Annotated in this window: 20 protein-coding genes; 13 read left to right on the forward strand and 7 right to left on the reverse strand. The window is 68.3% G+C overall.

What is annotated here, in order from left to right; genetic code table 11:
- Positions 1-47 precede the first annotated feature (47 nt).
- On the forward strand, positions 48-1628 hold the full coding sequence (locus AC1RJW_RS17220) for a methyl-accepting chemotaxis protein (RefSeq protein WP_493046010.1): 1581 nt from the start codon (positions 48-50) through the stop codon (positions 1626-1628).
- A gap of 94 nt (positions 1629-1722) precedes the next feature.
- The gene (locus AC1RJW_RS17225) at positions 1723-2259 is read left to right on the forward strand and encodes a hypothetical protein (protein ID WP_493046012.1); all 537 of its coding nucleotides are present in this window, start codon (positions 1723-1725) and stop codon (positions 2257-2259) included.
- 6 nt (positions 2260-2265) lie between these two features.
- Here AC1RJW_RS17225 and AC1RJW_RS17230 read toward each other — a convergent pair whose 3' ends face one another.
- Entirely contained in the window at positions 2266-3750 is a 1485-nt protein-coding gene (locus tag AC1RJW_RS17230) for an MFS transporter (protein WP_493046013.1), read from the reverse strand.
- A 110-nt stretch (positions 3751-3860) separates the two neighbouring features.
- On the opposite strand from AC1RJW_RS17230, the gene AC1RJW_RS17235 reads away from it, so the two are divergent.
- From AC1RJW_RS17235 to AC1RJW_RS17285, 11 genes are all read left to right on the forward strand, one after another.
- Entirely contained in the window at positions 3861-4754 is an 894-nt protein-coding gene (locus tag AC1RJW_RS17235) for a LysR family transcriptional regulator (protein ID WP_493046015.1), read from the forward strand.
- Positions 4751-5389 carry a DUF6000 family protein gene (locus AC1RJW_RS17240; RefSeq protein ID WP_493046016.1) on the forward strand — a complete coding sequence of 213 codons (639 nt, stop codon included), beginning with the start codon at positions 4751-4753 and terminating at the stop codon, positions 5387-5389. The genes AC1RJW_RS17235 and AC1RJW_RS17240 overlap by 4 nt, the downstream gene beginning before the upstream one ends.
- Positions 5390-5699: 310 nt before the next feature.
- The gene (locus tag AC1RJW_RS17245) at positions 5700-8723 is read left to right on the forward strand and encodes a calcium-binding protein (RefSeq protein ID WP_493046017.1); all 3024 of its coding nucleotides are present in this window, start codon (positions 5700-5702) and stop codon (positions 8721-8723) included.
- Positions 8724-8813: 90 nt separating this feature from the next.
- On the forward strand, positions 8814-11012 hold the full coding sequence (locus AC1RJW_RS17250; protein WP_493046018.1) for a type I secretion system permease/ATPase: 2199 nt from the start codon (positions 8814-8816) through the stop codon (positions 11010-11012).
- Positions 11009-12352 carry an HlyD family type I secretion periplasmic adaptor subunit gene (locus AC1RJW_RS17255; protein WP_493046019.1) on the forward strand — a complete coding sequence of 448 codons (1344 nt, stop codon included), beginning with the start codon at positions 11009-11011 and terminating at the stop codon, positions 12350-12352. Before AC1RJW_RS17250 ends, AC1RJW_RS17255 begins: the two co-directional genes overlap by 4 nt.
- Positions 12342-13736 carry a TolC family protein gene (locus tag AC1RJW_RS17260; RefSeq protein WP_493046020.1) on the forward strand — a complete coding sequence of 465 codons (1395 nt, stop codon included), beginning with the start codon at positions 12342-12344 and terminating at the stop codon, positions 13734-13736. The genes AC1RJW_RS17255 and AC1RJW_RS17260 overlap by 11 nt, the downstream gene beginning before the upstream one ends.
- A 67-nt stretch (positions 13737-13803) precedes the next feature.
- Positions 13804-14301 (forward strand): VOC family protein, encoded by a 498-nt coding sequence (locus AC1RJW_RS17265; RefSeq protein ID WP_493046022.1) that lies wholly within the window; start codon positions 13804-13806, stop codon positions 14299-14301.
- 123 nt (positions 14302-14424) lie between these two features.
- Entirely contained in the window at positions 14425-15654 is a 1230-nt protein-coding gene (gene purT / locus AC1RJW_RS17270; RefSeq protein WP_493046023.1) for a formate-dependent phosphoribosylglycinamide formyltransferase, read from the forward strand.
- A 43-nt stretch (positions 15655-15697) separates the two neighbouring features.
- Complete coding sequence (locus AC1RJW_RS17275; RefSeq protein WP_493046025.1) at positions 15698-16405, forward strand: DUF6058 family natural product biosynthesis protein; 708 nt, start codon at positions 15698-15700, stop codon at positions 16403-16405.
- A complete protein-coding gene (locus AC1RJW_RS17280) occupies positions 16402-16848 on the forward strand; it encodes a DUF6678 family protein (RefSeq protein WP_493046026.1) in 447 nt (148 codons plus the stop codon). The genes AC1RJW_RS17275 and AC1RJW_RS17280 overlap by 4 nt, the downstream gene beginning before the upstream one ends.
- Before the next feature lie 16 nt (positions 16849-16864).
- Positions 16865-17602: a hypothetical protein gene (locus tag AC1RJW_RS17285; protein ID WP_493046027.1), complete on the forward strand. Its 738-nt coding sequence runs from the start codon at positions 16865-16867 to the stop codon at positions 17600-17602.
- On the opposite strand, the gene AC1RJW_RS17290 is transcribed toward AC1RJW_RS17285, so the two are convergent.
- The 6 genes from AC1RJW_RS17290 to AC1RJW_RS17315 form a co-directional block, all read right to left on the reverse strand.
- The gene (locus AC1RJW_RS17290; RefSeq protein WP_493046028.1) at positions 17589-18287 is read right to left on the reverse strand and encodes a tetratricopeptide repeat protein; all 699 of its coding nucleotides are present in this window, start codon (positions 18285-18287) and stop codon (positions 17589-17591) included. The two genes, AC1RJW_RS17285 and AC1RJW_RS17290, sit on opposite strands and share 14 nt — an antisense overlap.
- Positions 18284-19525, reverse strand: coding sequence for a glycosyltransferase (locus AC1RJW_RS17295; RefSeq protein ID WP_493046029.1), 1242 nt, complete (start codon positions 19523-19525; stop codon positions 18284-18286). The genes AC1RJW_RS17290 and AC1RJW_RS17295 overlap by 4 nt, the downstream gene beginning before the upstream one ends.
- 98 nt (positions 19526-19623) lie before the next feature.
- Complete coding sequence (locus AC1RJW_RS17300; protein ID WP_493046030.1) at positions 19624-20523, reverse strand: hydrolase 1, exosortase A system-associated; 900 nt, start codon at positions 20521-20523, stop codon at positions 19624-19626.
- A complete protein-coding gene (locus AC1RJW_RS17305; RefSeq protein ID WP_493046031.1) occupies positions 20520-21377 on the reverse strand; it encodes a hydrolase 2, exosortase A system-associated in 858 nt (285 codons plus the stop codon). The genes AC1RJW_RS17300 and AC1RJW_RS17305 overlap by 4 nt, the downstream gene beginning before the upstream one ends.
- The gene (locus tag AC1RJW_RS17310) at positions 21374-21619 is read right to left on the reverse strand and encodes an acyl carrier protein (RefSeq protein ID WP_493046032.1); all 246 of its coding nucleotides are present in this window, start codon (positions 21617-21619) and stop codon (positions 21374-21376) included. Before AC1RJW_RS17310 ends, AC1RJW_RS17305 begins: the two co-directional genes overlap by 4 nt.
- On the reverse strand, positions 21598-22356 hold the full coding sequence (locus tag AC1RJW_RS17315; RefSeq protein ID WP_493046033.1) for a GNAT family N-acetyltransferase: 759 nt from the start codon (positions 22354-22356) through the stop codon (positions 21598-21600). The genes AC1RJW_RS17310 and AC1RJW_RS17315 overlap by 22 nt, the downstream gene beginning before the upstream one ends.
- Positions 22357-22360 lie beyond the last annotated feature (4 nt).

Here is a 22360-nt window from a genome sequence, read left to right on the forward strand (position 1 = left end):
CTTGACGTAACCGGCAACAATCAACTTTATACAGGGCAATAACAACAATGATGTCATTCAATCGTTTGACGATAGGCGCGCGCCTGAGCGCAGGCTTCGGGCTGCTGGTCCTGCTGATGCTGGTGCTGGCCGCCTTCGCGCTGCTGCGCATCGGCGCCATCTCCGGCGCCATGGACGCGCAAGAAAAAGTGCAGCTGGAAAAACTCGAACCGCTGTACGTGGCGCGCGAAGCGCTCGACCAGACGGGCCTGGCCGCCCGCAACGCGTATATCTTCCATGACCAGGCCGCCGCCGAAAAAGAGCTGGCCATCCTCGACACGCAGAAAGCGCTGTACCTGGAAGCGCTGGCGAAGCTGGCGCCGCAGTTCGCCGGCGATGCGCAATTCGAGAAAGTCAGCACGGGCCTCAAAGCCATGGCGCAGGAATTGCAGCGTCCGCGCCAGTTCCGCGCCACGGGACAGATGGAGCAGTACGGCACCTTCCTCGTCGAGGAATGCAGCCCCCTGCGGCGCCAGATCGTCGCCGACATCGATGCCGTCCTGAAAAGCGTGCAGCGCGAATCGGAGCAGGCCAGCGTGGCCGCGCGCGCCATCTACGGCCAGTCGCTGCGCTGGATCGGCGTGCTGGCCGCGCTCAGCGTGCTCATTTGTATTGCGGTCGCCACCGTCATCACGCGGGGCCTGCTGCGCCAGCTGGGCGGCGAACCGGCGTATGCGGCCACGATCGCCGGGCGCATCGCGCTGGGCGAACTGGCCATCGACGTGCATACGCGCCACGGCGACGACAGCAGTTTATTGTTCGCCATCAAGACCATGCGCGACAACCTGGCCGCCATCGTCGGCAAGGTGCGCCACGGAACGGAAAGCATCGCCACGGCCTCGACCGAGATCGCCTCGGGCAACCGCGATTTGTCGCAGCGCACGGAGCAGCAGGCCGGTTCGCTGGAAGAGGTGGCCTCGTCGATGGAAGAGCTGATTTCCACCGTGCGCCAGAATGCGGACAACGCCCAGCAGGCGAACCGCCTGGCGCGCGAAGCGTCGAAGGTGTCGGAGCAGGGCGGCAAGGCCGTGGCCGAAGTGGTGCATACCATGAGCCTGATCAATGCCTCGTCGAACAAGATCGTCGACATCATCGGCGTGATCGACAGCATCGCCTTCCAGACGAACATCCTCGCCCTGAACGCGGCCGTCGAGGCGGCGCGCGCGGGCGAGCAGGGCCGCGGTTTCGCCGTGGTGGCGACGGAAGTGCGCAACCTGGCGCAGCGCTCGAGCGCCGCCGCGCGCGAAATCAAGGCCCTGATCGACGATTCCGTCAGCAAGGTGGGCACGGGCACGGTGCTCGTCGAGCAGGCGGGCGCCACCATGCATGACGTGGTGGCCGGCATCGGCAGGGTGACGGGCATCATGGCCGAGATCAGCCACGCCACGCAGGAGCAGGGCGCCGGCATCGAGCAAGTCAACCGCGCCATCGTCGACATGGACCGCGTGACCCAGCAAAATGCGGCCCTGGTCGAGCAGGCGGCGGCCGCCGCGCACGAATTGCAGCAGCAGGCGGCGCAGCTGGAGCAGGAAGTGGGCATTTTCAAACTGGCCCCGCCGGCGAACGGCCCTTTGCGCCTGGCGGCCTGACGCCGACGGCACGGCAGCACGGCGCGCCGGCAGCCATGCGCCAATAGTCGTATTCCGCGCTACAATGAGCGCTGGATCACCGCCAGGACGACTCATGCAAGTGCGCAGCAGCCACGATCTCTCCAGCCCGGACGACGACAAACCGGCGCCGCCCGTGCTGCATCAGGCCCTTGCCGGGCTCGGCTGGGGCTTGCTCACCTGCATGCTGTGCTTTGCCATCCTGTTCCTCACCAAATGGCTGCTGCCGCCCGAATACTGGGGCGCGCACACGGGCCTGGCCAAGTTCAAGCGGGAAATGTCGCTGCCGCTGCTGGTGTTCTGGGTCGTCATCTATTCTCCCATCCTGGAAACGTTTCTCGGCCAGCTGCTGCCGCTGGAAATCCTCAAGCGCCTAGGCGCCAGCCGCCAGCTGAGCATTTTTATCGGCGCCATCCTGTGGGCCATCGTGCATTACATCAGCGGCGGCTTGCTGCACGCCATTGTCGCGCTGGGTTCGGGCGCCATGTTCAGCTTTGTCTACCTGCGCTACCGGCCCCCCGGTGTGGCTGTTGCCTACGCGACAACGGCGTTTGCCCGCGCCTGCAACAACATCGCCATCCTTGTCGCGGTGTTCTACGGCCTCGACGCCTAGACGTCGTTAAGTTCCTTTCTTCCTGAGCAAATACGGCACCAGCGCGGCCAGCGCCACGGCCAGCCCCGCCAGGCCGTGCAGCAACTGGCGGAAGGCGGCGTCGTAGCTGGCGCGCAGCAGCGCTTCCTGGCCGCCCAGTAATTGTGTTGCCTGATGCATATCACCGAGCGCGGCGCGGCTGGCGGCCGCCAATAGCGGTAGATCGGCGGGCAGCTGCCGCGCCAGCGCCGCCGCGATCAGACCGGCCAGCAGGGCGCCCGCCATAGCCAGTGCCACGCCGTCGGCGCTGATGCGCACGGTATTGAAGATGCCTGTCGCCATGCCGGCCCGCTCTGTTTCCACCACGCTCAAGGCCATGCCATCCATCAAGCCCCACGGCAAGCCGATGCCCGCGCCGACCAGCAGCAGGGGGCCGGCCAGGGCGGCGCCGCTGCCATGGCCCAGCACCTGCGCCAGCCAGGCCAGGCCCGCCGCGGCCAACAGCAGTCCCGCCGCGCACACGGTGCCCACCTCGACCCGGCGCGACAGCAGCGCCGCCAGCATGGGCACGAGCAGCAGCGGCGCGGCCAGGGCCACCATCAAACGGCCCGCCGCCAGCGCGGACATGCCGTCGATGCCGATGAAGCGCCCCGGCAGCATGACGATGAGCACGATGAACAGGAAGGCGGGCGCGGCGGCCAGCACTTGCACGGCGACAAAGCGGCGCTGGCGGAACAGCGTTAAATCCAGCATGGGCTGCGCCGTGCTGCGTTCGAGCCTGATAAAAATGAAAAACAGCAGCACGGACGCGGCGACGGACAGCAGCACGCCCCCGCTGTGCCAGCCGTGTTCGGGCGCCAGCAGCATGCCCAGGGTCAGCAGGCCCAGCGCGGCGCTGAAGCTGATGGCGCCGGGCCAGTCCAGCCGGCCCTTGCCGCGCGGCGGATCGGCCGGCACGCTGCCCCGGACCAGCAGCATGCCGATGGCGCCCAGCGCGGCGGTGGCGTAAAAGATGGCGGGCCAGCGGGCCAGCGCCAGCATGGCGCCCGCCGCCAGCGGACCGAAGGCCAGGCCCAGGCCGAAGGTCGTGCCCAGCACGCTCATCACGCGGCTGCGCGCCGCGCCGTGGAACAATGGCGCCAGCGAGGACATGGCGGCGGCGAACGCGGCCGCGCCGCCCAGGCCCTGCACGAAGCGCAGCGCGGCAATCCACGCCACCGAGGGCGCACCGGCGATGGCCACGGTCGCGGCGCAAAACAGCACCAGCCCCGCCAGCCAGACGCGGCGCCGTCCCAGCACGTCCGTCAGGCTGCCCGCCACCATCATGGCGCTGCCGTAGCTGAGGATGTATGCGTTGACGACCCAGTTCAGGGCGGCGGCGCTGCCGTGCAGTTCGGCGCCGAGGGCGGGCAGGGCCACGGCCGGACCCGTGAAGCACAGGGGAATGAGCAAGCCCGTCAGGCAGGCGGCCAGCACTTGCAGCGGGAGAGAAAGGCGGGAAGAAAAGGGCATCGGTGTCGGATATGAAAGAAAGAGGGACGAGTATGGCGCGCCCGCCATTGAAGAAAAATGGGCTAAACTGCCGAACATATCGGACAAGAATGTCTTCAATGGAAAATCGTATGGATAGCCTGGGCGGCATCGCCATGTTTGTGCAGGTGGCCGACAGCGGCAGCTTTTCGGCCACGGGCCGGCTGCTGGGCCTGTCATCGTCGGCCGTGGGCAAGAGCGTGGCGCGCATGGAAGCGCGGCTCGGCGCGCGGCTGTTCCAGCGCAGCACGCGGCACCTGGCGCTGACGGCCGAAGGAGAAAAATTCCTGCAGCGCTGCAAGCGCATCCTGGCCGAGGTGGCAGCGGCCGAGCGCGAGCTGGGCGAATCGGGCGGCGCGCCGAGCGGCCGCCTGCGCATCAGCCTGCCACGCTACAGCGGCCTGTTCGAGCCGGCCATCGCCGCCTTCATGCAAGCGTATCCCGCCATCGACCTCGACCTCGATTTCTCCGACGCCATGGTCAACATCGTCAGCGACGGCTTTGACGCGGCCGTGCGCACGGGCGAACTGGCCGATTCCGGCTTGATGCGGCGCAAACTGTGCACGTTCCGCCGCCTGCTGGTGGCCTCGCCCGCCTACCTGGCGCGCCATGGCCGGCCCGCCGACGGCGCCGAACTGCTGCGGCACCAGCGCCTGCACTACCGTTTTCCCGCCACGGGCCGCCTGGAACAGTGGCCGCTGATGGACGAGTCTGCCCAGCCGGCACCGGGCATGGTCTGCAACAGCGTGGAAATGCGCGTCTTCCTGGCCGTGCAGGGGCAAGGCATCGCCTACCTGCCGGCCTTTGCCGTGCAGCGCGAGCTGGCGGCGGGGCAGCTGGTCTCGCTGCTGGACGCGCATACGCAGGCGCGCACGGCATTCTGGCTGCTGTGGCCGGCCAGCCAGCACCTGCCGCCGCGCCTGCGCGTGTTCATCGATTTCCTGGTGGAACAGTTACAGGAGCGTACTTTTGGAGGCTGGCCTTGAGCGATGACAACGCCGCCCTGCGGCGCCACGTGGCCGGCGCCATCGTGCGCCACGCCCACCCGTTCGGCATCGCGCCGCTGCCGCCGCAGGAAGCGCTGACGGCGGCCCTGCGCGACGACTGGGTGCGGCCCCTGTACATGGGCTTGCACCAGCCCCAGGCGCAGGAGTGCGCGGCGCGGCTGGCGCAGGCCGACGCCGCCCTCATCGCCCGCCTGCTGGGGCAATTCGACTGGCGCAGCCGCACGGCGGGCGCCTACCTGGCCGCATTGACCGGGCAGGGCGCCTTCACGGACCAGCTGGGCGGCCTGCTGCTGGCCAGCGAGGTCTGCTACGCGGGCAGCGCCTATTGCCTGGCGCTGGCCGTTTTCGACACGCCCGCCAGCCGCGACTACCTGCACCGCTATCTCGAGCATTACCTGCGCCAGCCGCAGCTGTACTTTGATCAGGAACAAGCCATGGCCGCCATCGCCTGGCTCGATGGCCAGCACGGCCGGAATGAGGCGGCGCGCCACGCGCCAGCCTGGGCCGGTTTTGCCGCCAGCCGGCCGGGTCTGGCGCTGGACGATGCACTCGCCCTGTTTACCGGCCGCATGGCCACCCTGCGCGCCTTGCAGGCCGCGGCGCCCGGCAAGTAAGCGCCAGCCGCACCGGGCGCGCCTGCGCGCGCCTTTCTTCTTTCTCTTCCTTCTCCCGCCGTTGCGCTTCCTGCCACCATGCAGTGTGACATTTGCATGACAAATAACAGTGTGTCGTCCGCTTGCGCGTCAGTAGGGGGTGCATGCGAGGCGGCGCTCAAGCGCGCGCCGTCCATGCGCCGAAAGTGCCGGACCGTTGATGGTGCACGCTGAACTGCAAGTGGATGCGGCCGGGACTTTTGCCTTGCATGTCAGCTTGCGCCGACATATTCACCCTTGGTTTTGAAGTTTAACGACAGGAAACTGCAACATGACTGAAAAAATTGCATCTGACACCAACGTCTCCGCCGTCGAGGCTTACCTGAACAGCTCTGCGCTGGCGGCCCCGCAGCGTTTCGTGGGCACGGCGAACGCCGATGTGCTCAGCGGCACCACGGGCGCCGACGTGCTCGAGGGACTGGCGGGCGACGATACGTATTACGTCAACCACAGCGGCGACGTGATCGTCGAGCTGGCCAACGGCGGCAGCGACAAGGTGTACACCAGCGTGAATTACACCTTGCCCGACAACGTGGAGAGCGTGTACCTGACTGCCGCCGGGCTGACCGTGACGGGCGGCGCCAACACCAATAACGTCTTTTTCGTCGATGTGGCCGGTGGCAACAGGATCGATGGCGGCGGCACGGGCAACGCGGTCAACTACGCCGCTTCCGCCACGGGCGTGACGGCCACCCTGTCCGGGGCGAACGGCCAGGCGAGCGCGCCTCCCGGCAGCGACGTGCTGCTCAATATCGCCAACATCGTCGGCAGCAAGCTCGACGATGTCTTGACCGGCAACGAGCTCAAAAACGCCCTCGTGGGCGGTTTTGGCAACGATGTCCTACGCGGCGGCAAGGGCGACGACACGCTGGCGGGCATGCAGGGCAGCGACACGTATATCTTTGCGCGCGGCGACGGCGCCGACGTGATCGTTGAAGGGGAAGAGGCGGGCAGCCATAACGTGGTCTCCTTCCTGGCCGGCGTCAACGCCGATCAGCTGTGGTTCCGCCAGGTGGGCACGGCGCTGGAGGTAAGCACCATCGGCACCGGCGACAAGATCACCGTCAACGCCTGGTTTGCCAGTGCGGCGCCGCGGATTCAGGAGTTCCGCACGGCCGAAGGCCGCGTGCTGCTGGGCAGCGACGTGCACAAGCTGGTGCAGGCGATGGCAGGGCTGGCGATGCCGCCGGCCGGCCAGCTGACCCTGCCAGCGGCGACCGCCGCCGCTCTGGCGCCGGCGCTGGCGCAGAACTGGCGCACGGAAGGACCGAACCAGCCCAGCAATGGCACCTTCACCGGCACGGCGAACCCGGACATCATCAAGGGCACGGCGGGCGCCGACGTGATGGCGGGCCTGGCCGGCGACGACATTTATTATGTCAACCACAGCGGCGACGTGGTGGTTGAACAGGCTGGCGGCGGACGCGATACCGTCTATGTCAGCGCCAACTACACGGTGGCCGAGCATATCGAAGAGGTGCACATCAGCGCGGCCGGCCTGACCGTGTCCGGCAGCAACAGCGACCAGCGCTTCCATGTCGACGTCAGCGGCAGCAACGTGCTGCTGGGCGCCGGGCTGGATAATGTTGCCAGCTATGCCGGTTCCCAGACGGGCGCGGTGGCTACCCTCTACTCCATCCACGGCACGCCCACCGCGCTGCCTGGCAGCGACGTGCTGGTCAATTTCAGTAGCGTGGAAGGCAGCGCCTATGACGACGTGCTGTCCGGCAACGAGCGGGCAAATACCCTGTCCGGCGGCCTCGGCAACGACACCTTGCAAGGCGGCAAGGGCGACGACCTGCTGACCGGCGGCCTGGGCGACGATATCTATGTCTTCGCCCGTGGCGACGGCAACGACCTCATTGTCGAAACGGCTGCGGAAGCCAATTATGATGCCATCGCCTTTCTGGCCGGCATCAACATCGACCAGCTGTGGTTCCGCCAGGTGGGCACGGACCTGGAAGTGAGCACCATCGGCACCACGGACAAGATCACCATCCGCGGCTGGAATGCGGCCACGCCGAACATCGAGGAATTCCGCACGGCTGCCGGCCACATCCTGCGTGGTGCGGACGTGCAATTGCTGGTGCAGGCGATGACGAACCTGGCGCCGCCGCCGCTGGGCCAGCTGACCTTGCCGGCAGGCACCGCCGCCGCCCTGGCGCCCGTGCTGGCACAGGCCTGGCACTTCAACGGTCCCACGCAGCCGACGGGCCAAACCTTTGTCGGCACGGCGAATGCCGACGTCATCAACGGCACGGCGGGCGCCGACCTGATGGAAGGGCTGGGCGGCAACGATACCTATTACGTCAATCACAGCGGCGACTTCATCGTGGAGCGGGGCAACGGCGGCACCGACACCGTGTACACCAGCGTCAGCTACACGGTGGCCGACAACGTCGAGTACGTGCGCCTCAGCGGCCCCGGCCTGGCAGTGACGGGCAGCGCCTACACCAACAACGTGTTTTTCGTCGATACCCCTGGCGGCAACGTGCTCGATGGCGCCGGCGCAGGCAACACGCTCAATTATCTCAATGCCGGCACGGGCGCGACGGTGGCCTTCGCGCCGGTCGGCGCTGCCTTGGCGGCGCGTCCGGGCGTCGACGTGGTGGCCAACTTCAATGCGGTCATCGGCAGCAAGTTCGATGACGTGCTGACGGGTAATGAACTCAAGAATATCTTCGTGGGCGGCCTCGGCAACGATACCTTGCACGGCGGCAAGGGCGACGACATCCTGTCCGGCGCGCTGGGCAACGACACCTATGTCTTCGCCCGCGGCGACGGCGTTGACGTGATCAACGAGGCGGACGAGGCGGGCAGCCGCGACGTGGTGGCCTTCCTGGCCGGCGTCAGCGCCGAGCAGCTGTGGTTCCGCCAGGTGGGCACGGCCCTGGAAGTGAGCACCATCGGCACGGGCGACAAGGTCACGGTCACCGGCTGGTACGAGAGCACCTTGCGGCGCATCGAGGAATTCCGCACGGCCGATGGCCGCGTCTTGCTGGGTGGCAATGTGCAAAACCTCGTGCAGGCGATGGCGGGCCTGACGCCGCCGCCGGCCGGCCAGCTGACCTTGCCTGCATCCACGGCTGCCATCCTGGCGCCGGCGCTGGCGCAGAACTGGCGTGCTGCGCAGCAATTCGGCGTGGCCAGCCAGGGCGGATCCGCTGCCTGGCAAGCGGATCCGGCGCAGCTGGTGCAAGCCATGGCCGGTTTTGCCGTGCCCGCGGCCGCGTCGGCGCCCTGGTCCGGCCACGGCAACCCGTCGACGCAGATCCAGCTGGCGGCAGCGCATTGATCGCTTGAGTACGTAGTTCCACCCCCGCGCAGCCGGGCCGGCCTTGCATGTCCCGGCCCGGCTGCGCCATTGAATTTCTGACATGATCCGATGACCGCACTTCCATATCGCCACGCTACTTCGCCCACTGAGCCCGCGCCCGACACGGGCTTGCTGTCGCTGCTGCTGATGGCCAGCCTGCACGGCATCGCCGCCGACGGCGCCCAGCTCAAGCACGCTTTCGGCCAGGCCGTGTTTACCCGCCAAACCGTCCTGCTGGCCGCGAAAGGGCTGGGCCTGACGGCCAAGCTGCTGCGCCAGCCGCCCGAACGGCTGGCGCAATCGCCGCTGCCCGCCATCGCCATCGGTCACGACGGGCGTTTCTTTATCCTCGGCAAGGTCGACAGCAGCGACGGCGCCGTGAGCAAGGTGCTGATCCAGCATCCGGGCCAGCCGCCGCAGATCCTCGGCCGCGACGACTTCCTCGCCGCCTGGTCGGGCGAACTGATCTTTTTTACCAGCAAGGCCAGCTATGCGGGCGAGACGGCCCGTTTCGACTTCAGCTGGTTCATCCCCGCCATCGTCAAATACCGCAGGCTGCTGGGCGAAGTGCTGCTCATTTCCTTCGTGCTGCAGCTGATCGGCCTGGCCACGCCCCTGTTTTTCCAGGTGGTGATGGACAAGGTGCTGGTCAACCACGCCATGCAGACCCTGAACGTGGTGGCCATCGGCCTGGTCTGCGCCATCGTCTTCGAGGCCGCATTGGGCCTCATCCGCACCTATGTATTCGCGCGCACCAGCAGCAAGATCGACGTGGAACTGGGCGCGCGCCTGTTCCGCCACCTGCTGGCCCTGCCGATCGCGTATTTCCAGGCGCGCCGCGTGGGCGATTCCGTGGCCCGCATCCATGAACTGGAAAACATCCGCTCATTTCTTACCGGCAACGCGATGACCCTGGTGCTCGACCTGCTGTTTTCCTTCATCTTCATCGCCGCCATGCTGTGGTACAGCGCCGCGCTCAGCGTGGTCGTGCTCGCGTCGATTCCCGTCTACGCAGCCCTGTCGATGCTGCTCACGCCCGTGCTGCGGGGACGCCTGAACGACAAATTCAACCGCAGCGCGGAAAACCAGTCTTTCCTGGTTGAAACCATCAGCGGCGTCGACACGCTCAAGGCCATGGCCGTGGAGCCGCGCTGGCAGCAGCAGTGGGAAAAGCAGCTGGCCGGCTATGTCTCGGCGGGCTTGTCGGCGAACAACATCGGCATGCTGGCCAGCGGCGGCGTCACCCTGGTGAGCAAGCTGGTGACGGCGGCCATCATGTGGTGGGGCGCCACCCTCGTCATCGACGGCAGGATGACGGTGGGCGAGCTGGTGGCCTTCAACATGCTGGCGGGGCAGGTGGCCTCGCCCATCCTGCGCCTGGCGCAGCTGTGGAACGATTTCCAGCAAGTGGGCATCTCCATGAGCCGGCTGGGCGATATCCTCAACGCCCGCACGGAAGCGGGCAGCCAAAACGCGGGCAGCCAGAAGGCGCGCCTGCCGCGCATCGCCGGCGCCATCGACTTCCAGCAGGTGGGCTTCCGCTACCGGCCGGACGCGGCCGAGGTGCTGCGCGAGGTGTCGATCGCCATCGCGCCCGGCGAGGTGATCGGCATCGTGGGGCGCTCCGGCTCCGGCAAGAGCACTCTGACGCGGCTGGCGCAGCGCCTGTACATCCCCGAGCGGGGCAAGGTGCTGATCGACGGGCAGGATATCGCCGTCATCGACACGGCGTCGCTGCGGCGCCAGATTGGCGTGGTGCTGCAGGAAAACATCCTGTTCAACCGCTCCGTGCGCGACAACATCGCCCTCAGCGCCCCGGCGCTGCCCATCGAGGCGGTCATTGCCGTGGCGAAACTGGCGGGCGCCCACGATTTTATCTGCGAGTTGCCGGAAGGCTACGACACCATGGTGGGCGAGCATGGCACGGGCCTGTCGGGCGGCCAGCGCCAGCGCATCGCCATCGCCCGCGCCCTGATCGGCAACCCCCGCATCCTGATTTTCGACGAAGCGACGAGCGCGCTCGACTACGAGTCGGAAAAGATTATCCAGGACAATATGCGCGGCATTTGCGCGGGGCGCACGGTGCTCATCATCGCCCACCGCCTGTCGGCCGTGCGCGAAGCGAACCGCATCGTCGTCATGGAGCGGGGGCAGGTGGCGGAACTGGGCAGCCACGCCGCGCTGCTGAAGCGGCCGGGCGGCATCTACGCCCATTTGTACAGCCTGCAGCAGGGCGGCGCCGGGAGCGCAACAGGGGACGCAACATGAGCGCCGGCCACCGTCTCGCCGCGTATGGCGAGTTGTTGAAACGTTATGCCCAGGTGCTGCGGCACAGCTGGCAAAGCCGCGCCATCCTGGGCGGCCCCGTGCTCAGCGAAGACGAGGCGGCCTTCCTGCCGGCCGCGCTGGCGCTGCAGGAGCGGCCCGTGTCGCCGTCATTGCGCCTCACCGCCAGGGTGCTGATGCTGCTGGTCGGCTGCGTGGTGCTGTGGGCTATCTTCGGCAAGGTCGACATCATCGTCCATGCGGCCGGCAAGATCATTCCATCCGGTAACACCAAGACCATCGCTTCCGTCGACGTGGCCGCCGTGCGCGCCCTGCATGTGCGCGAGGGGCAGGCCGTGCAGGCGGGCCAGCTGCTGGTGGAGCTCGACAGCCGGGGGCCGGACGCCGAGCGCGACAAGGCGGCCGGCGACGCCGTCGCGGCCGCGCTGCAGGTGGCCCGCGCGCGCGCGCTGATCGCCGCCGTCGATACCCTGATGATGCCGAAGCTGGCGGCGCCGAACGCGATCCCGGCCCTGGAGCGCGCGGCCGCGCAGGCGCACGTGGATGGCCAGTACGCGAGCTTTCGCGCCCGGCTCGCGCACCTCGACGGCGAAATCGCCCGCTACGCGCAGGCGCTGCCGCTGGCCACGCAGCGGGCCGGCGATTACCGGGCGCTGCTGGCCACGCGCGACGTGGCCGAACACGCGTGGCTGGACAAGGAACAGGCGCGCATCGACCTGGCGGGCCAGCTGGCGTCGGCCCGCAGCGAACGGGCGGCCCTGGTGGCGCAGACGCGCAAGGATGCCTACGACGCGCTGGCGGAAGGGGCCAGAGTGGCGGCGGCCAGCGGCCAGGATGCGCGCCGCGCGGGCGCCCGCGGCAGCCTGCTGCGCCTGACGGCGCCCGTCGATGGCACGGTGCAGCAGCTGAAGCTGCACACCGTGGGCGGCGTGGTGCCGGCCGCGCAGGCGCTGATGCAGATCGTGCCGCGCCAGGGCAGGCTGGAAATCGACGCCATGCTGGAAAACCGCGACGTGGGCTTCGTGCAGGCAGGGCAGGCGGTCGCCGTCAAGATCGACGCCTTCGACTACACCAAGTATGGCACCGTGCCCGCCGTCGTCAGCAGCGTCTCGCGCGACGCCATCGAGGATGAAAAAAAGGGGCCCGTCTACGCCGTCAGGATCACCTTGCGCCAGCCGTCCATCGTCATCGATGGCAGGTTGGTGCCGCTGTCGGCCGGCATGGCCGTGCGGGCGGAAATCCGCACGGGCACGCGCAGGGTGGTCGAATACGTGCTCTCGCCGCTGGTGCAGCACCAGAAGGAGGCGCTGCATGAACGCTAGGCACGCCGCCATTTTCTTCGCCGCCGGTTTGTTCCTTGCCGCCGCGCCAGCCCGGGCACAGATGCTGGACGCCGCGCCATGCCCGTTCACGTACGACGCGGGAGTGCCCCTGACCCTGCCGGCGGCCGTCGACCTGGCCCTGTGCCGCAACGCGCAGGTGCACGGCGCCTGGGCCGGCATCCGGCTGCAGGCGGCCGGCGTGGGCGAGGCCAGGGCCGCGTATCTGCCCACCCTGAATGCGGGGCTGAGCCGGGTGCACGACCGCACGGCCTATCCGGGCGCCGGCACGCCGTCCGGCAGCCTGGCCAGCAATACGGGCTCGCTGAGCCTGTCCTGGCGCCTGTTCGACTTCGGCGGGCGCGCGGCGGGCCAGCGGTCGGCGCAAGCCATGCTGGACGCGGCCCTGGCCAACCGCGACGCGGTGCTGCAACAGACCCTGGCGGCGACGGTCAGCGCGTATTTCGAGGCGCAGACGGCGCGCGCCAGCGTGCGCATGCGCCAGGAATACCAGGCGCTGGCCAATGAAACGGTGCTGGCCACGCAGCGCCGCGCCCAGCGGGGTCTCGGCTCGCACAGCGACACCCTGCAGGCGGCCAGCGCCCTGGCCAAGGCGGCCCTGGGCGCCAGCCGCGCCGACGGCGAGTTCCACAAGGCCCGCGCCGTGCTGGTCTACACCCTGGGCTTGCCGGCCGACACGGCGGTGGTCCTGGACGACGCGGACGGCGCGGCGGCAGGCTTGCACGGGGGCTTGCAGGATGAGCTGCACGCCTGGCTGGCGCTGGCCCAGGCGCGCCATCCGGCCATCCTGGCGGCGCAGGCGCAGCTGGCGGCGGCGCGCGAACGGGTGGAGATTGCCCGCTCGGAGGGCCGCCCCAGCATCGACCTGACGGCCAATATCTACCAGAACGGGCGCCCCAACCAGGGTTTGTCCGCCGCTTCCACGCGCGAAACCTTGCTGGGCATCTCGCTCAACATCCCCCTGTTCGACGGTTTTGCGCGCCACTACAAGGTGCGCGGCGCGCAGGCGCAGGCGGGGCAAAGGGAATCGGAGGCTGAGGAAGTGCGGCAGCAGACCCTGATGGATTTGGTGAAAACGCATGCGGAAGCGAGCATGGCGCTGGCCAACCTGGCCGCGTCGCAAGCGTGGCTGGATGCGGCGCAGGACGCGCTGGCCAGCGTGCGGCGCAAGTTCGGCTTGGGCGCGGCCGATATCCTGGAAATGCTGAACACGCAGTCGGCGCTGCTCGAGGCGCAGCAGGAGCGCATCCGTTGCCAGGCGGAATGGCGCTCGGCCCGGCTGCGGCTGCTGGCCAGCGCCGGCATGCTGGGACGCGACGATGTCGCGCAAGGCGGCGGCAAATTGCGCGCCCCGGCGGCGCAATAGTGACTATTATTGGAGCCTGGCCTTCCCGCACAGGGAAGGTGTTTCTACTTCGGCCAAGGGAGACATCATGCACAGCGTACAAAAGATTACCCCATGTTTATGGTTCAACGGCAATGCCGAGGCGGCGGCCCGGTTTTATACGGAAATATTTCCCAATTCCAAGATCGGCCAGATCCTGCGCTACGGCGAGGAAGGCAAGGAAATCCACGGCCAGGAGCCGGGCAGCGTGCTGACGGTGGCCTTCGAGCTCGATGGCCAGACGTTCACGGGCTTGAATGGCGGCCCCTTGTTCCAGTTTTCCGAAGCGATCTCGTTCCAGGTCAATTGCGAGACCCAGGACGAGGTCGACCACTACTGGAACCAGCTGTCCCGGGGCGGACCGCCGGAAGCGCAGCAATGCAGCTGGCTCAAGGACCAGTTCGGGGTATCGTGGCAAATCGTGCCCACCCTCATGATCAAGCTGCTGACGGACCCCGACCCCGTCAAGGCGCAGCGCGTGATGAAAGCCATGATGGGCATGAAAAAGATCGACATCGAGCAGATCAAGCGGGCCTACGCGGGTTAGCGGCCCGCCGGGCGGGGAGGGCGGGCGCACGCCAGCGGCGCGCCCTGTCCAAGATGGCCGGCATTTGTTATAGTTCCGGCCATCTTGTCCCAGCCATCTTTCCATCCGCCTACAGACCCTGCCATGACCACTCGCACCAGCAGCACCATCGCCCCCCGCACCTTCGGTACACCGCTGTCTTCCACCGCCATCAAAGTCATGCTGCTGGGTTCCGGTGAGCTGGGCAAGGAAGTGATCATTTCGCTGCAGCGCCTGGGGGTGGAAGTGATCGCCGTCGACCGCTACCCGAACGCGCCGGGTCACCCCGTGGCGCACCGCTCGCACGTGATCGACATGAGCGACGGCGCGGCGCTGGCCGCCCTGATCGACCTGGAAAAGCCGGATTTGATCGTGCCGGAAATCGAGGCCATCGCCACCGAGACCCTGGCGGCGCTGGAAGCGGCGGGGCAGATCACCTGCATCCCGAACGCGCGCGCGGCCGTGCTGACGATGAACCGCGAAGGCATCCGCACCCTGGCCGCCGAGACCCTGGGCGTGGCCACGTCGCCATACCGCTTCGCCAGCAGCCTGCAGGAATTGCAGCTGGCGTGCCAGGAGATCGGTTTCCCGTGCGTGGTGAAACCGGTGATGTCGTCGTCGGGCAAGGGCCAGTCCAAACTGGATAGCGCCGCGGACGTGGAAACGGCGTGGGCGTACGCGGCCAGCGGCAGCCGGGTCGACACGGGCCGCGTCATCGTCGAAGGCTTCATCGACTTCGACTACGAAATCACCTTGCTGACGGTGCGCGCCGTCGGCGCCTCGGGCCAGGTCGAGACGCAGTTCTGCGAGCCGATCGGCCATTTGCAGGTACACGGCGACTACGTGGAATCGTGGCAGCCGGCCCGCATGGCGCCCTTGGCGCTGGAGCGCGCGCGAGAGATCGCCCGCAAGGTGACGGACAACCTGGGCGGCCTGGGCCTGTTCGGCGTGGAGCTGTTCGTCAAGGGCGACATGGTGTGGTTCTCGGAAGTGAGCCCCCGTCCGCACGACACGGGCATGGTCACCATGGCCAGCCAGGTGCAGAGCGAATTCGAGCTGCACGCGAAAGCCATCCTCGGCTTGCCCGTCAACGTGGCGCTGCGTTCGCCCGGCGCCTCGGCCGTCATCTACGGCCAGCTGGAAGCGAAAGGCATCGCCTTCGAAGGCGTGGCCGACGCCCTGGGCGTGCCGGGCGCCGACCTGCGCCTGTTCGGCAAGCCGGAATCGTTCGCCCGCCGCCGCATGGGCGTGGCGCTGGCCACGGCCGACGATATCGATACGGCCCGCGCGCGCGCCGTGCTGGCCGCGTCCAAAGTGAAACCGGTGGCGAAGTAAGCCTGTTTACGGATACAACAGTCATCAACATGGAAGCCGGGGCATGACGGAACTCGATACTTATCTCGTGCAGCACTATCTGGACGAGACGCAGCTGGCGGCAGCCGCCGCCATGGGCATGGACGAAATCGATGCCCTGATCCGGGCTGGCCTGGTTCCGGCACCCGCATACGTGGTCGATGACGGCGGCAATCTGTGTTCCTTCGTCTTTGGCGCCATGGCGGCGCCCGGGTCCAGGGGCGGCCGCTATTTTCCGCCATCCCAGCTGGGATGGATCGCCATTGCGCGCCACGCCCTCGCCGAGGGGACGGAAACGGCGCAAGCGCGCCTGAAAGCGCAATTTACGTCCCGCTATGCGGCCGCGCTGGCGACCCTGAACCTGACGACCTGGCGCCTGCGCGACAGTTTCGACGACAGGGGCGCCCCGATCGCCGACGGTTTACTGGCCCGTACCGACAGCGCCTGGACATATTTTTTGAACGGCACGTTTTCCCTGTGCGTGGCCAATTCCATGTCGGAAGCCCACATCGCCTGGAAAGAGGTGCTGCAGGAAAAGCTCGCGCAGCAAAGCGGGAACGGCAGCAAGACGCTGCTGCCGCAGCAGCAGGCGCAGGAAATGCATGCGCTGATCGATGCCTATGCCGCGGCGGCCATGCCTTTTTCTCCCGTCGAATACGCCTTGAGCAGCCGCAAGCGCCTGGTCGAGGATTTGCGGGCCAACATGCGCGTGGCCGTAACGGACCCCGCATGACGGCATCCGTGACGCACAGCCTGCCGCTGGCCGACGCCGGCGGCGACGACATCAAGCGCAAGCTGCGCGGCCACATCGCGCGGCGCAACCTGGCCGGCGCCGCCAACGACTGCAAGTGGAACGAGCTGCTGGCCTTCATGCGCGGGCGGACCGACTGGGTGCCGTCCTACCGCTACGGTTCCGTGTCCGGCTACGTCTCGCGCTGGGACACGGAGTGGGATTACCATCCGCCGTTCCCGTTCATGGGCGTGGAATGGTTCGACATCAGCCTGTACTCGGAAGAACACGTGGCCATGCTGCTGCCGAAGAAAATCATCGACCATGGCGTGTGGATCGTGCCGGAGCTCCAACGCATCGGCTTCGATTTCGAGGTGCGGGACCGGGTGGCGCGCATCTGGGGCTATCTGCCCCGCAATTATCACGACTTCCCTCCCGCCGACTAATACGAAGACCAATCTCATGCCTGAAAACGATATCCCACAAGTGCCGCAGCCGGACGACGCCGTCGTCGGCAAGGAAGCGGGCGCGCAGATGCTGGCCGCGGCGTGCGCCGCGCGCGACGCCTTTTATGCCACCCTGGGCACGGTCGACGCCGACGTGCTGGCGCCGCTGGTCAACCCCGCCTTCATGGGCGGTCCGCGCTGGCCATCGCTGCGCCAGGCCTGGAGGGTGATCCGCCGCGCCGATACCATCATCATCGCCAGCGACGGCTTGAGCGATCCGTTCGAGGATGACGACGACGTGTTCGTGCCGCGCGGCCACCTGCTGGAAGTTTGCATCGAGGCGCCGCTGTCCGCCTTCGACGGCCAGCCAGTGCAGGCATCGTGGCTGTTCGACCTGATTTACCAGGTCAGCCAGAACGTGGCCGACCACGGTTCCATCGACTTGCTGGTGCAGCGCCACGGCAGCGTGTCGATGGTGCTGGACGTGCAGGATGCGCCGGCGGGCCTCGAAGACGAGGACGAACAGGTGGGTGTGCTGCTGGCCCAGGGAGCGGCCACGCTTCCCCCATCCTTCGACACGCCGTATGGCGAAGTGCTGCTGCTCACCGTCACCGCGCTGCAGCCGGCCGAACTGGCGTTCATCAGCGAGGCCGCCGACAAGGCGCAATCGCGGCGCGATCTGGCCGCCGTGCTGGCCGCCTCGCCGACGGCGCATTGGAGCGTGGCTCAGCGGCCGGCCGTTATTCCCCGCTAGATTCTTCGACGGGCGGCACGGCCGGTTCTTCTGTTTTCGGTGCTTCCTTCGCTTCAACGATGGCCGGCGCCGGCGGCGGTTCGCGCCACTTGCCCGCCGCCTTCAGCTTGTTCTTCAGCCCCGGCAGGGGAAAGCCCAGCGCATAGGCTTTTTGCGCGTGCGCGCTGGCCTTCTCGTATTCCTTCTTTTTCATGTACATCAAGCCCAGGTTGTACTGGATGGTGGCCTGCTCGGGCGCCAGGCGGCTGGCAGAGTCCAGCTGTTCCAGCGCTGCCGCATCCTGGCCCGTGGCCAGCAGGTAGTTGCCAAACACCATGCGTGCCGTCACGTCGTGCGGCGCGAAGGCGATGGCGCGCTCGAAAAAGCAGCTGACCGTGTAGCGGGCGCCGGGCGGCTGCGCGCTTTTCAGGCGCAGGCCCAGTTTCGCCATCGAGGCCAGCGCCCGGTGGTGGTTCGGGAAGTGTTCCAGGGTATAGCTGATGTCGCCGCCCAGGCTGCCCGTCATGCCTTGCGTGAGCGTTTCCACGGCGCGCGAAAAATGGAATTTCTCGACCACGGACAGGCCTTCGCGGTCTTCCGCGCTCGTATAGTCGCCGCCCGTGGTGCCTTTGACGTAGGGCGGGCACTCGGCCGCCGCCATGCCGCAGCAGGCGGCCAGGGTGCAGGCAAGTATCGGGTGCTTCATGCTGTTCTCCTGTGGCTGACCTGGTCCAGCACATCGGCCAGGGCGTTGCTGCGGGCTTGCCGCGATTGCAGGGCGATGGCCGCGGGGCTGGCCAGCGGCGCGCGGCCCTGGCGCGCCAGTTCCAGAAAGCGCTGCAGGGCGCGCGCGCAATCGCCGCTCGAAGCCAGCTGGCCGATGGTGTCGATGCCGCAGTGGCGCAGCTTGGCCGCGCTGTCGCCCGCCAGGTCCGTCAGCGCCAGGATGGGCCGGCGGCAGCGCAGGTATTCATACAGCTTGGCGGGAATCTGCCCGTTGCAGTTGGCCGCCTGCAGCAGCAGCAAGCCGTCGGCGGCCAGCATTTCCTGCAGCGCCGCGCCGTGCGGCTGCAACGGTTCCAGGCTGACCAGGTCCAGAATGCCGTATTTCGCCAGCAATTGCGCCAGCCACGCATCGTGGCCCGTGGCGCGCAGCACCAGCTGGAAATTGCGCGCATGCAGCACGCCGTCGTGGCGCAGCCGGGCCAGCGCTTCGAACAGCGGCTGCGGGGCGCGTTCGGACGGGTAGATCACGCCGCTGTGCAGCAGCAAAAAGCGGCTGCGGTGGCCCGTGCGCGCAGGGCTGTCCGGGTAGCCGTCTTCATCGTAGCCATTTTCGATCAGGTGGAAACGCTCGCGCGTGACCTGCGCCAGGCGCCGCCGGTGCGCATCGATGGCGCCCGGCGTGGTGCAGACGATGGCCGCGCTGCGCGCCGCGATGCGCTGTTCGATCCACGCATGCATGCGGTGCAGGCGCGGCTCGGACGGATACGGCGCCAGCGGGTCGCTGTCATCGAGCATGGGGTCGCGCTGGTCGGCGACCCACGGCAGGCCGCTGAGTTTTTGCAGGGTCAGCGCGATCAGGTGCGCCGTGGCGATCGGATACGTCGACCAGATGGCGTCGGGACGGTATGCGCGGATCATGCGCAGGCCGGCCGGTACGGCGCTCAGCCACCAGGAACTCCAGCGGTCGGGCAGGGCCAGGCAGCGCGGATAGCGCCCGGCGATGGCCAGATGGCGCGCCGCATCCAGCGCCAGGGTGCGCCGCACGGTGGCGCGCTCGCCGATCTGCGCCAGCTGCGACGTTCCTTTCTGCGCATACGCGACCGGGCTGGGACTGAGCACCAGCGGCTGCCAGCCGCAGTCGGGCAAATGGCGCGCGAATCCCAGGGTGCGCAAGATGCCGCTGCCGCCGGCCAGCGGCGGAAAGTGGTACGCCACCATCAGCACCCGTTTTGGTCGGGCCGCGCTCGGTCGGGCTGCGTTCAGTCGGGCCGCGCTCGGTCGGGCCGCGTTCGCTCGGGCCGCGCTCGGGCTGACGTCTAGCATGACTGCAGCCAGCGTGTGCACAGCCGTTCCACTTCGCCGCGCCAGGCGGCGCTGGCGAACGTGTGGTTGGCGCCGGCAACCTTCGCCTGCGTCCAGTGCGCGCGCGCGGTGACGGCGCGCCACGCCGCGTCGCCAGCGAGCAGCGCTTGCCACTCGCGCGCGCCGAGGTCGTCGCCGCTGAGAATCAGGAGCACCTTGCCCTGGAATTGCGCCAGCGCCCGCAGCAGGGCCGGCGCGGGCGCGTCGTCTTCCGGCGCTTCCTGCGTCTGCTTCGGTGTCTGCGTGGCGGCCGCCACCTGCCGCAGCGACGCCAGGCTGGCGCCCAGCTGCAGTCCGCCGCCGGCCAGCTTGCGCCAGACGGCGCCTTGCAGCAGGCGTGGCCAATAATAATGGCGCAGGGTGGCGCGCGCCAGGCCGGCGCTGCTGCGCACCCACGGGTTGAGCAGCACCAGGGCCTTGATGCGCGCATCGCGCGGCGCATGGCAGGCGGCCGCCGTGGCACCGTCGCACAAGCCCCACAGCGCCACTTCGCGCAAGGACGGCACGGCATCGAAGAATTGCGCCAGCGCGCCGGCGATGTCGGGACCGGCGGCGCGGTAGTCGCGCGGGCGGCCTTCGCTGTCGCCCATGCCGCGCAGGTCGAAACGCAGCACGGGCCAGCCTTGCGCGGCGAGGGCGCGGGCCAGCAGGACGAACTGGCGGTGGCTGCCGACCCGGTACTGCGGCCCGCCCGTGACGATCAATATGCCGCGCGGGCCGGGCGCCGCGGGCAGGCTGAGGATGCCGACCATGTGCGCCTGCGCCTCGTCGTCATCGGCTGCGCTGCGAAAGCGCAGCGCCAGCTCGCGCACGCCGTGCCCTGCGAGGTGCTGCTCACTGCTGTCGCGTTTCATGGCGGCGTCCTCTCTTCATCGAGCCAGTCGCGGCAGAGTAGCCGCGTGGCGTGCAGCAGTTGCGGGCACGCCAGCAGTTCGCCGCAGTGCCAGAAGGGGCCGTCGCCGAAGCTGGCCACGTGCACGGCGGCGCCGTGTTCGCGCCATTCGCGCGCCAGCGGCGGCAGGGGCGGGGCGCTGTGTTCCGGCGCCTGGTAATCGAGCCAGTAGACGGGCACGGACGGCAGCAGGGCGGACGCGCTGACACCATCGATGGCGTGCGCCAGTTCCGGCGCCAGCAGGTAGCCCGCCACTTCCACAGGCTCGCCCTTCGCCAGCGCGGCGCGCGCATGGCCCGGTGCTTCCTGCGCGCCGCCGGCCAGCATGCCCGACGCCAGGCGCAGGCGCAGGAAGCGGTCGATGGCGCGCCGTCCATCGAGCTCCGGTTGCCACAGCAGCAAGCGCGCCAGCGGCAGCGGCGCGCGGCCGGCGAAATCGAGGGCCAGCAGGGCGCCCAGGCGCAAGCCCCATACGCTCAAGGGACCGTCGACGCGCTGCGCCAGCCACGCGCAAGCCAGGTGCAGGTCGTTGTGCCAGATGTCCCAGCGCGCCTCGCTGAAGTCGCCGCTGCTGTCGCCGCAGCCGAACAGGTCGATCTGCAGCACGCTGTAACCCAGGGCGGCGAAGGTGCGTGCCTGCGCCGCCGCCACGTGGCGGCTTTTATTGAGTTCTTCCGCAAATGGATGCACGTAGACGATGCCGCCGCGCGCGGGCCGGCCCGGCGGCGGCAGGTGCAGCAGGCAGTAGCGCTGGCCGCCGCTGGCGGGCAGGAAGAACGGCAGCAGCGGCAGGGCGTCGATGGCGGCGCTGCTCATGGCCGCAGCTTTGCAAACACGAAATCGTGCAGGGTGCCCACGGTGGCGAAGTGGCGCGCATGGATGTCGTCGTCGGCGACGATGATGCCGAAATGGTCTTCCAGCGCGGCGATCACGCCGATCACGGCCATCGAATCGAGTTCCGCCACGCTGCCCAGGAGCGGCGTGTGGGCTTCCAGCGCGCGCCCGTTCAAGCCAAGCGTGGTGTCGAGGATGCGTTTTACTGCTTCAAGATGCGGCATGTCAGCTCCAGGGAAGGGTAGTGCGGCAGGGACGACGTATCGAAGGCCAGGCAGGGGATGTCGTCCGGGCGGCGCGACAGGTGCACATACGGCGGCAGGCTTGCCAGCATCCATTGCCAACGCCCGCAGCGGAGAAAGGTGGCCGTGCCCAGCGCGTGCGTGCCCAGGCGCGCATGGGCGCCCAGCGAGGCGCGGTTGAAGCGCGAGATGCGGCTGCAGGACCAGCGCACGCCCTGCGCGTGCAGCACGGCGTTGGCTTCTTCCCACAGGCGGGCGAAGACCAGGCCGCCGCGCCGCTCGGGATGCACCCATACGTCCAGGTCCCACGACGACTGGTTTGAGGCCAGCGCATAGCGGGCGCGCACCTCGTCTTCCTGGCAGCCGTGGCGCAGCAGCCAGATCCAGCCGGCCATGCCGTCATTGCCCGCGCGGGCCACCAGGCATTGCGCGCCTTGCCGGTAGCGCTCGGCCAGTACGCCGGGCCGACGCCGGGGGCCGGGCGGCAAGTCCGCTTCCGCCAGGCAGGGCGTGACGGCAATCGACCGGCCGCGCCCGCGGCATAACGAGCCGGGCGCCACGGCTTGCGCGACGAATTGATAACGATATAGCGCGCAGCGCCCGCCCGGCACGCGTTCCAGCAGGCGCGCCACGGCCAGCCAGGTGCTGTCGCGCCAGCCCAGCTGGGCGATGCTGGCGGCCAGCCTTTGCGGCAAGGAAAAATGCGGGAGCATGGACATGGGC

This window comes from Janthinobacterium sp. GW822-FHT07A03 (genome assembly GCF_058798815.1).

Coding starts and splice junctions, on each gene's coding strand:
- AC1RJW_RS17220 (WP_493046010.1), top strand. CDS start 48: ATGATGTCATTCAATCGTTTGACGATAGGCGCGCGCCTGAGCGCAGGC.
- AC1RJW_RS17225 (WP_493046012.1), top strand. CDS start 1,723: ATGCAAGTGCGCAGCAGCCACGATCTCTCCAGCCCGGACGACGACAAA.
- AC1RJW_RS17230 (WP_493046013.1), bottom strand. CDS start 3,750: ATGCCCTTTTCTTCCCGCCTTTCTCTCCCGCTGCAAGTGCTGGCCGCC.
- AC1RJW_RS17235 (WP_493046015.1), top strand. CDS start 3,861: ATGGATAGCCTGGGCGGCATCGCCATGTTTGTGCAGGTGGCCGACAGC.
- AC1RJW_RS17245 (WP_493046017.1), top strand. CDS start 5,700: ATGACTGAAAAAATTGCATCTGACACCAACGTCTCCGCCGTCGAGGCT.
- AC1RJW_RS17250 (WP_493046018.1), top strand. CDS start 8,814: ATGACCGCACTTCCATATCGCCACGCTACTTCGCCCACTGAGCCCGCG.
- AC1RJW_RS17255 (WP_493046019.1), top strand. CDS start 11,009: ATGAGCGCCGGCCACCGTCTCGCCGCGTATGGCGAGTTGTTGAAACGT.
- AC1RJW_RS17260 (WP_493046020.1), top strand. CDS start 12,342: ATGAACGCTAGGCACGCCGCCATTTTCTTCGCCGCCGGTTTGTTCCTT.
- AC1RJW_RS17265 (WP_493046022.1), top strand. CDS start 13,804: ATGCACAGCGTACAAAAGATTACCCCATGTTTATGGTTCAACGGCAAT.
- purT (WP_493046023.1), top strand. CDS start 14,425: ATGACCACTCGCACCAGCAGCACCATCGCCCCCCGCACCTTCGGTACA.
- AC1RJW_RS17275 (WP_493046025.1), top strand. CDS start 15,698: ATGACGGAACTCGATACTTATCTCGTGCAGCACTATCTGGACGAGACG.
- AC1RJW_RS17280 (WP_493046026.1), top strand. CDS start 16,402: ATGACGGCATCCGTGACGCACAGCCTGCCGCTGGCCGACGCCGGCGGC.
- AC1RJW_RS17285 (WP_493046027.1), top strand. CDS start 16,865: ATGCCTGAAAACGATATCCCACAAGTGCCGCAGCCGGACGACGCCGTC.
- AC1RJW_RS17290 (WP_493046028.1), bottom strand. CDS start 18,287: ATGAAGCACCCGATACTTGCCTGCACCCTGGCCGCCTGCTGCGGCATG.
- AC1RJW_RS17295 (WP_493046029.1), bottom strand. CDS start 19,525: ATGGTGGCGTACCACTTTCCGCCGCTGGCCGGCGGCAGCGGCATCTTG.
- AC1RJW_RS17300 (WP_493046030.1), bottom strand. CDS start 20,523: ATGAAACGCGACAGCAGTGAGCAGCACCTCGCAGGGCACGGCGTGCGC.
- AC1RJW_RS17305 (WP_493046031.1), bottom strand. CDS start 21,377: ATGAGCAGCGCCGCCATCGACGCCCTGCCGCTGCTGCCGTTCTTCCTG.
- AC1RJW_RS17310 (WP_493046032.1), bottom strand. CDS start 21,619: ATGCCGCATCTTGAAGCAGTAAAACGCATCCTCGACACCACGCTTGGC.
- AC1RJW_RS17315 (WP_493046033.1), bottom strand. CDS start 22,356: ATGTCCATGCTCCCGCATTTTTCCTTGCCGCAAAGGCTGGCCGCCAGC.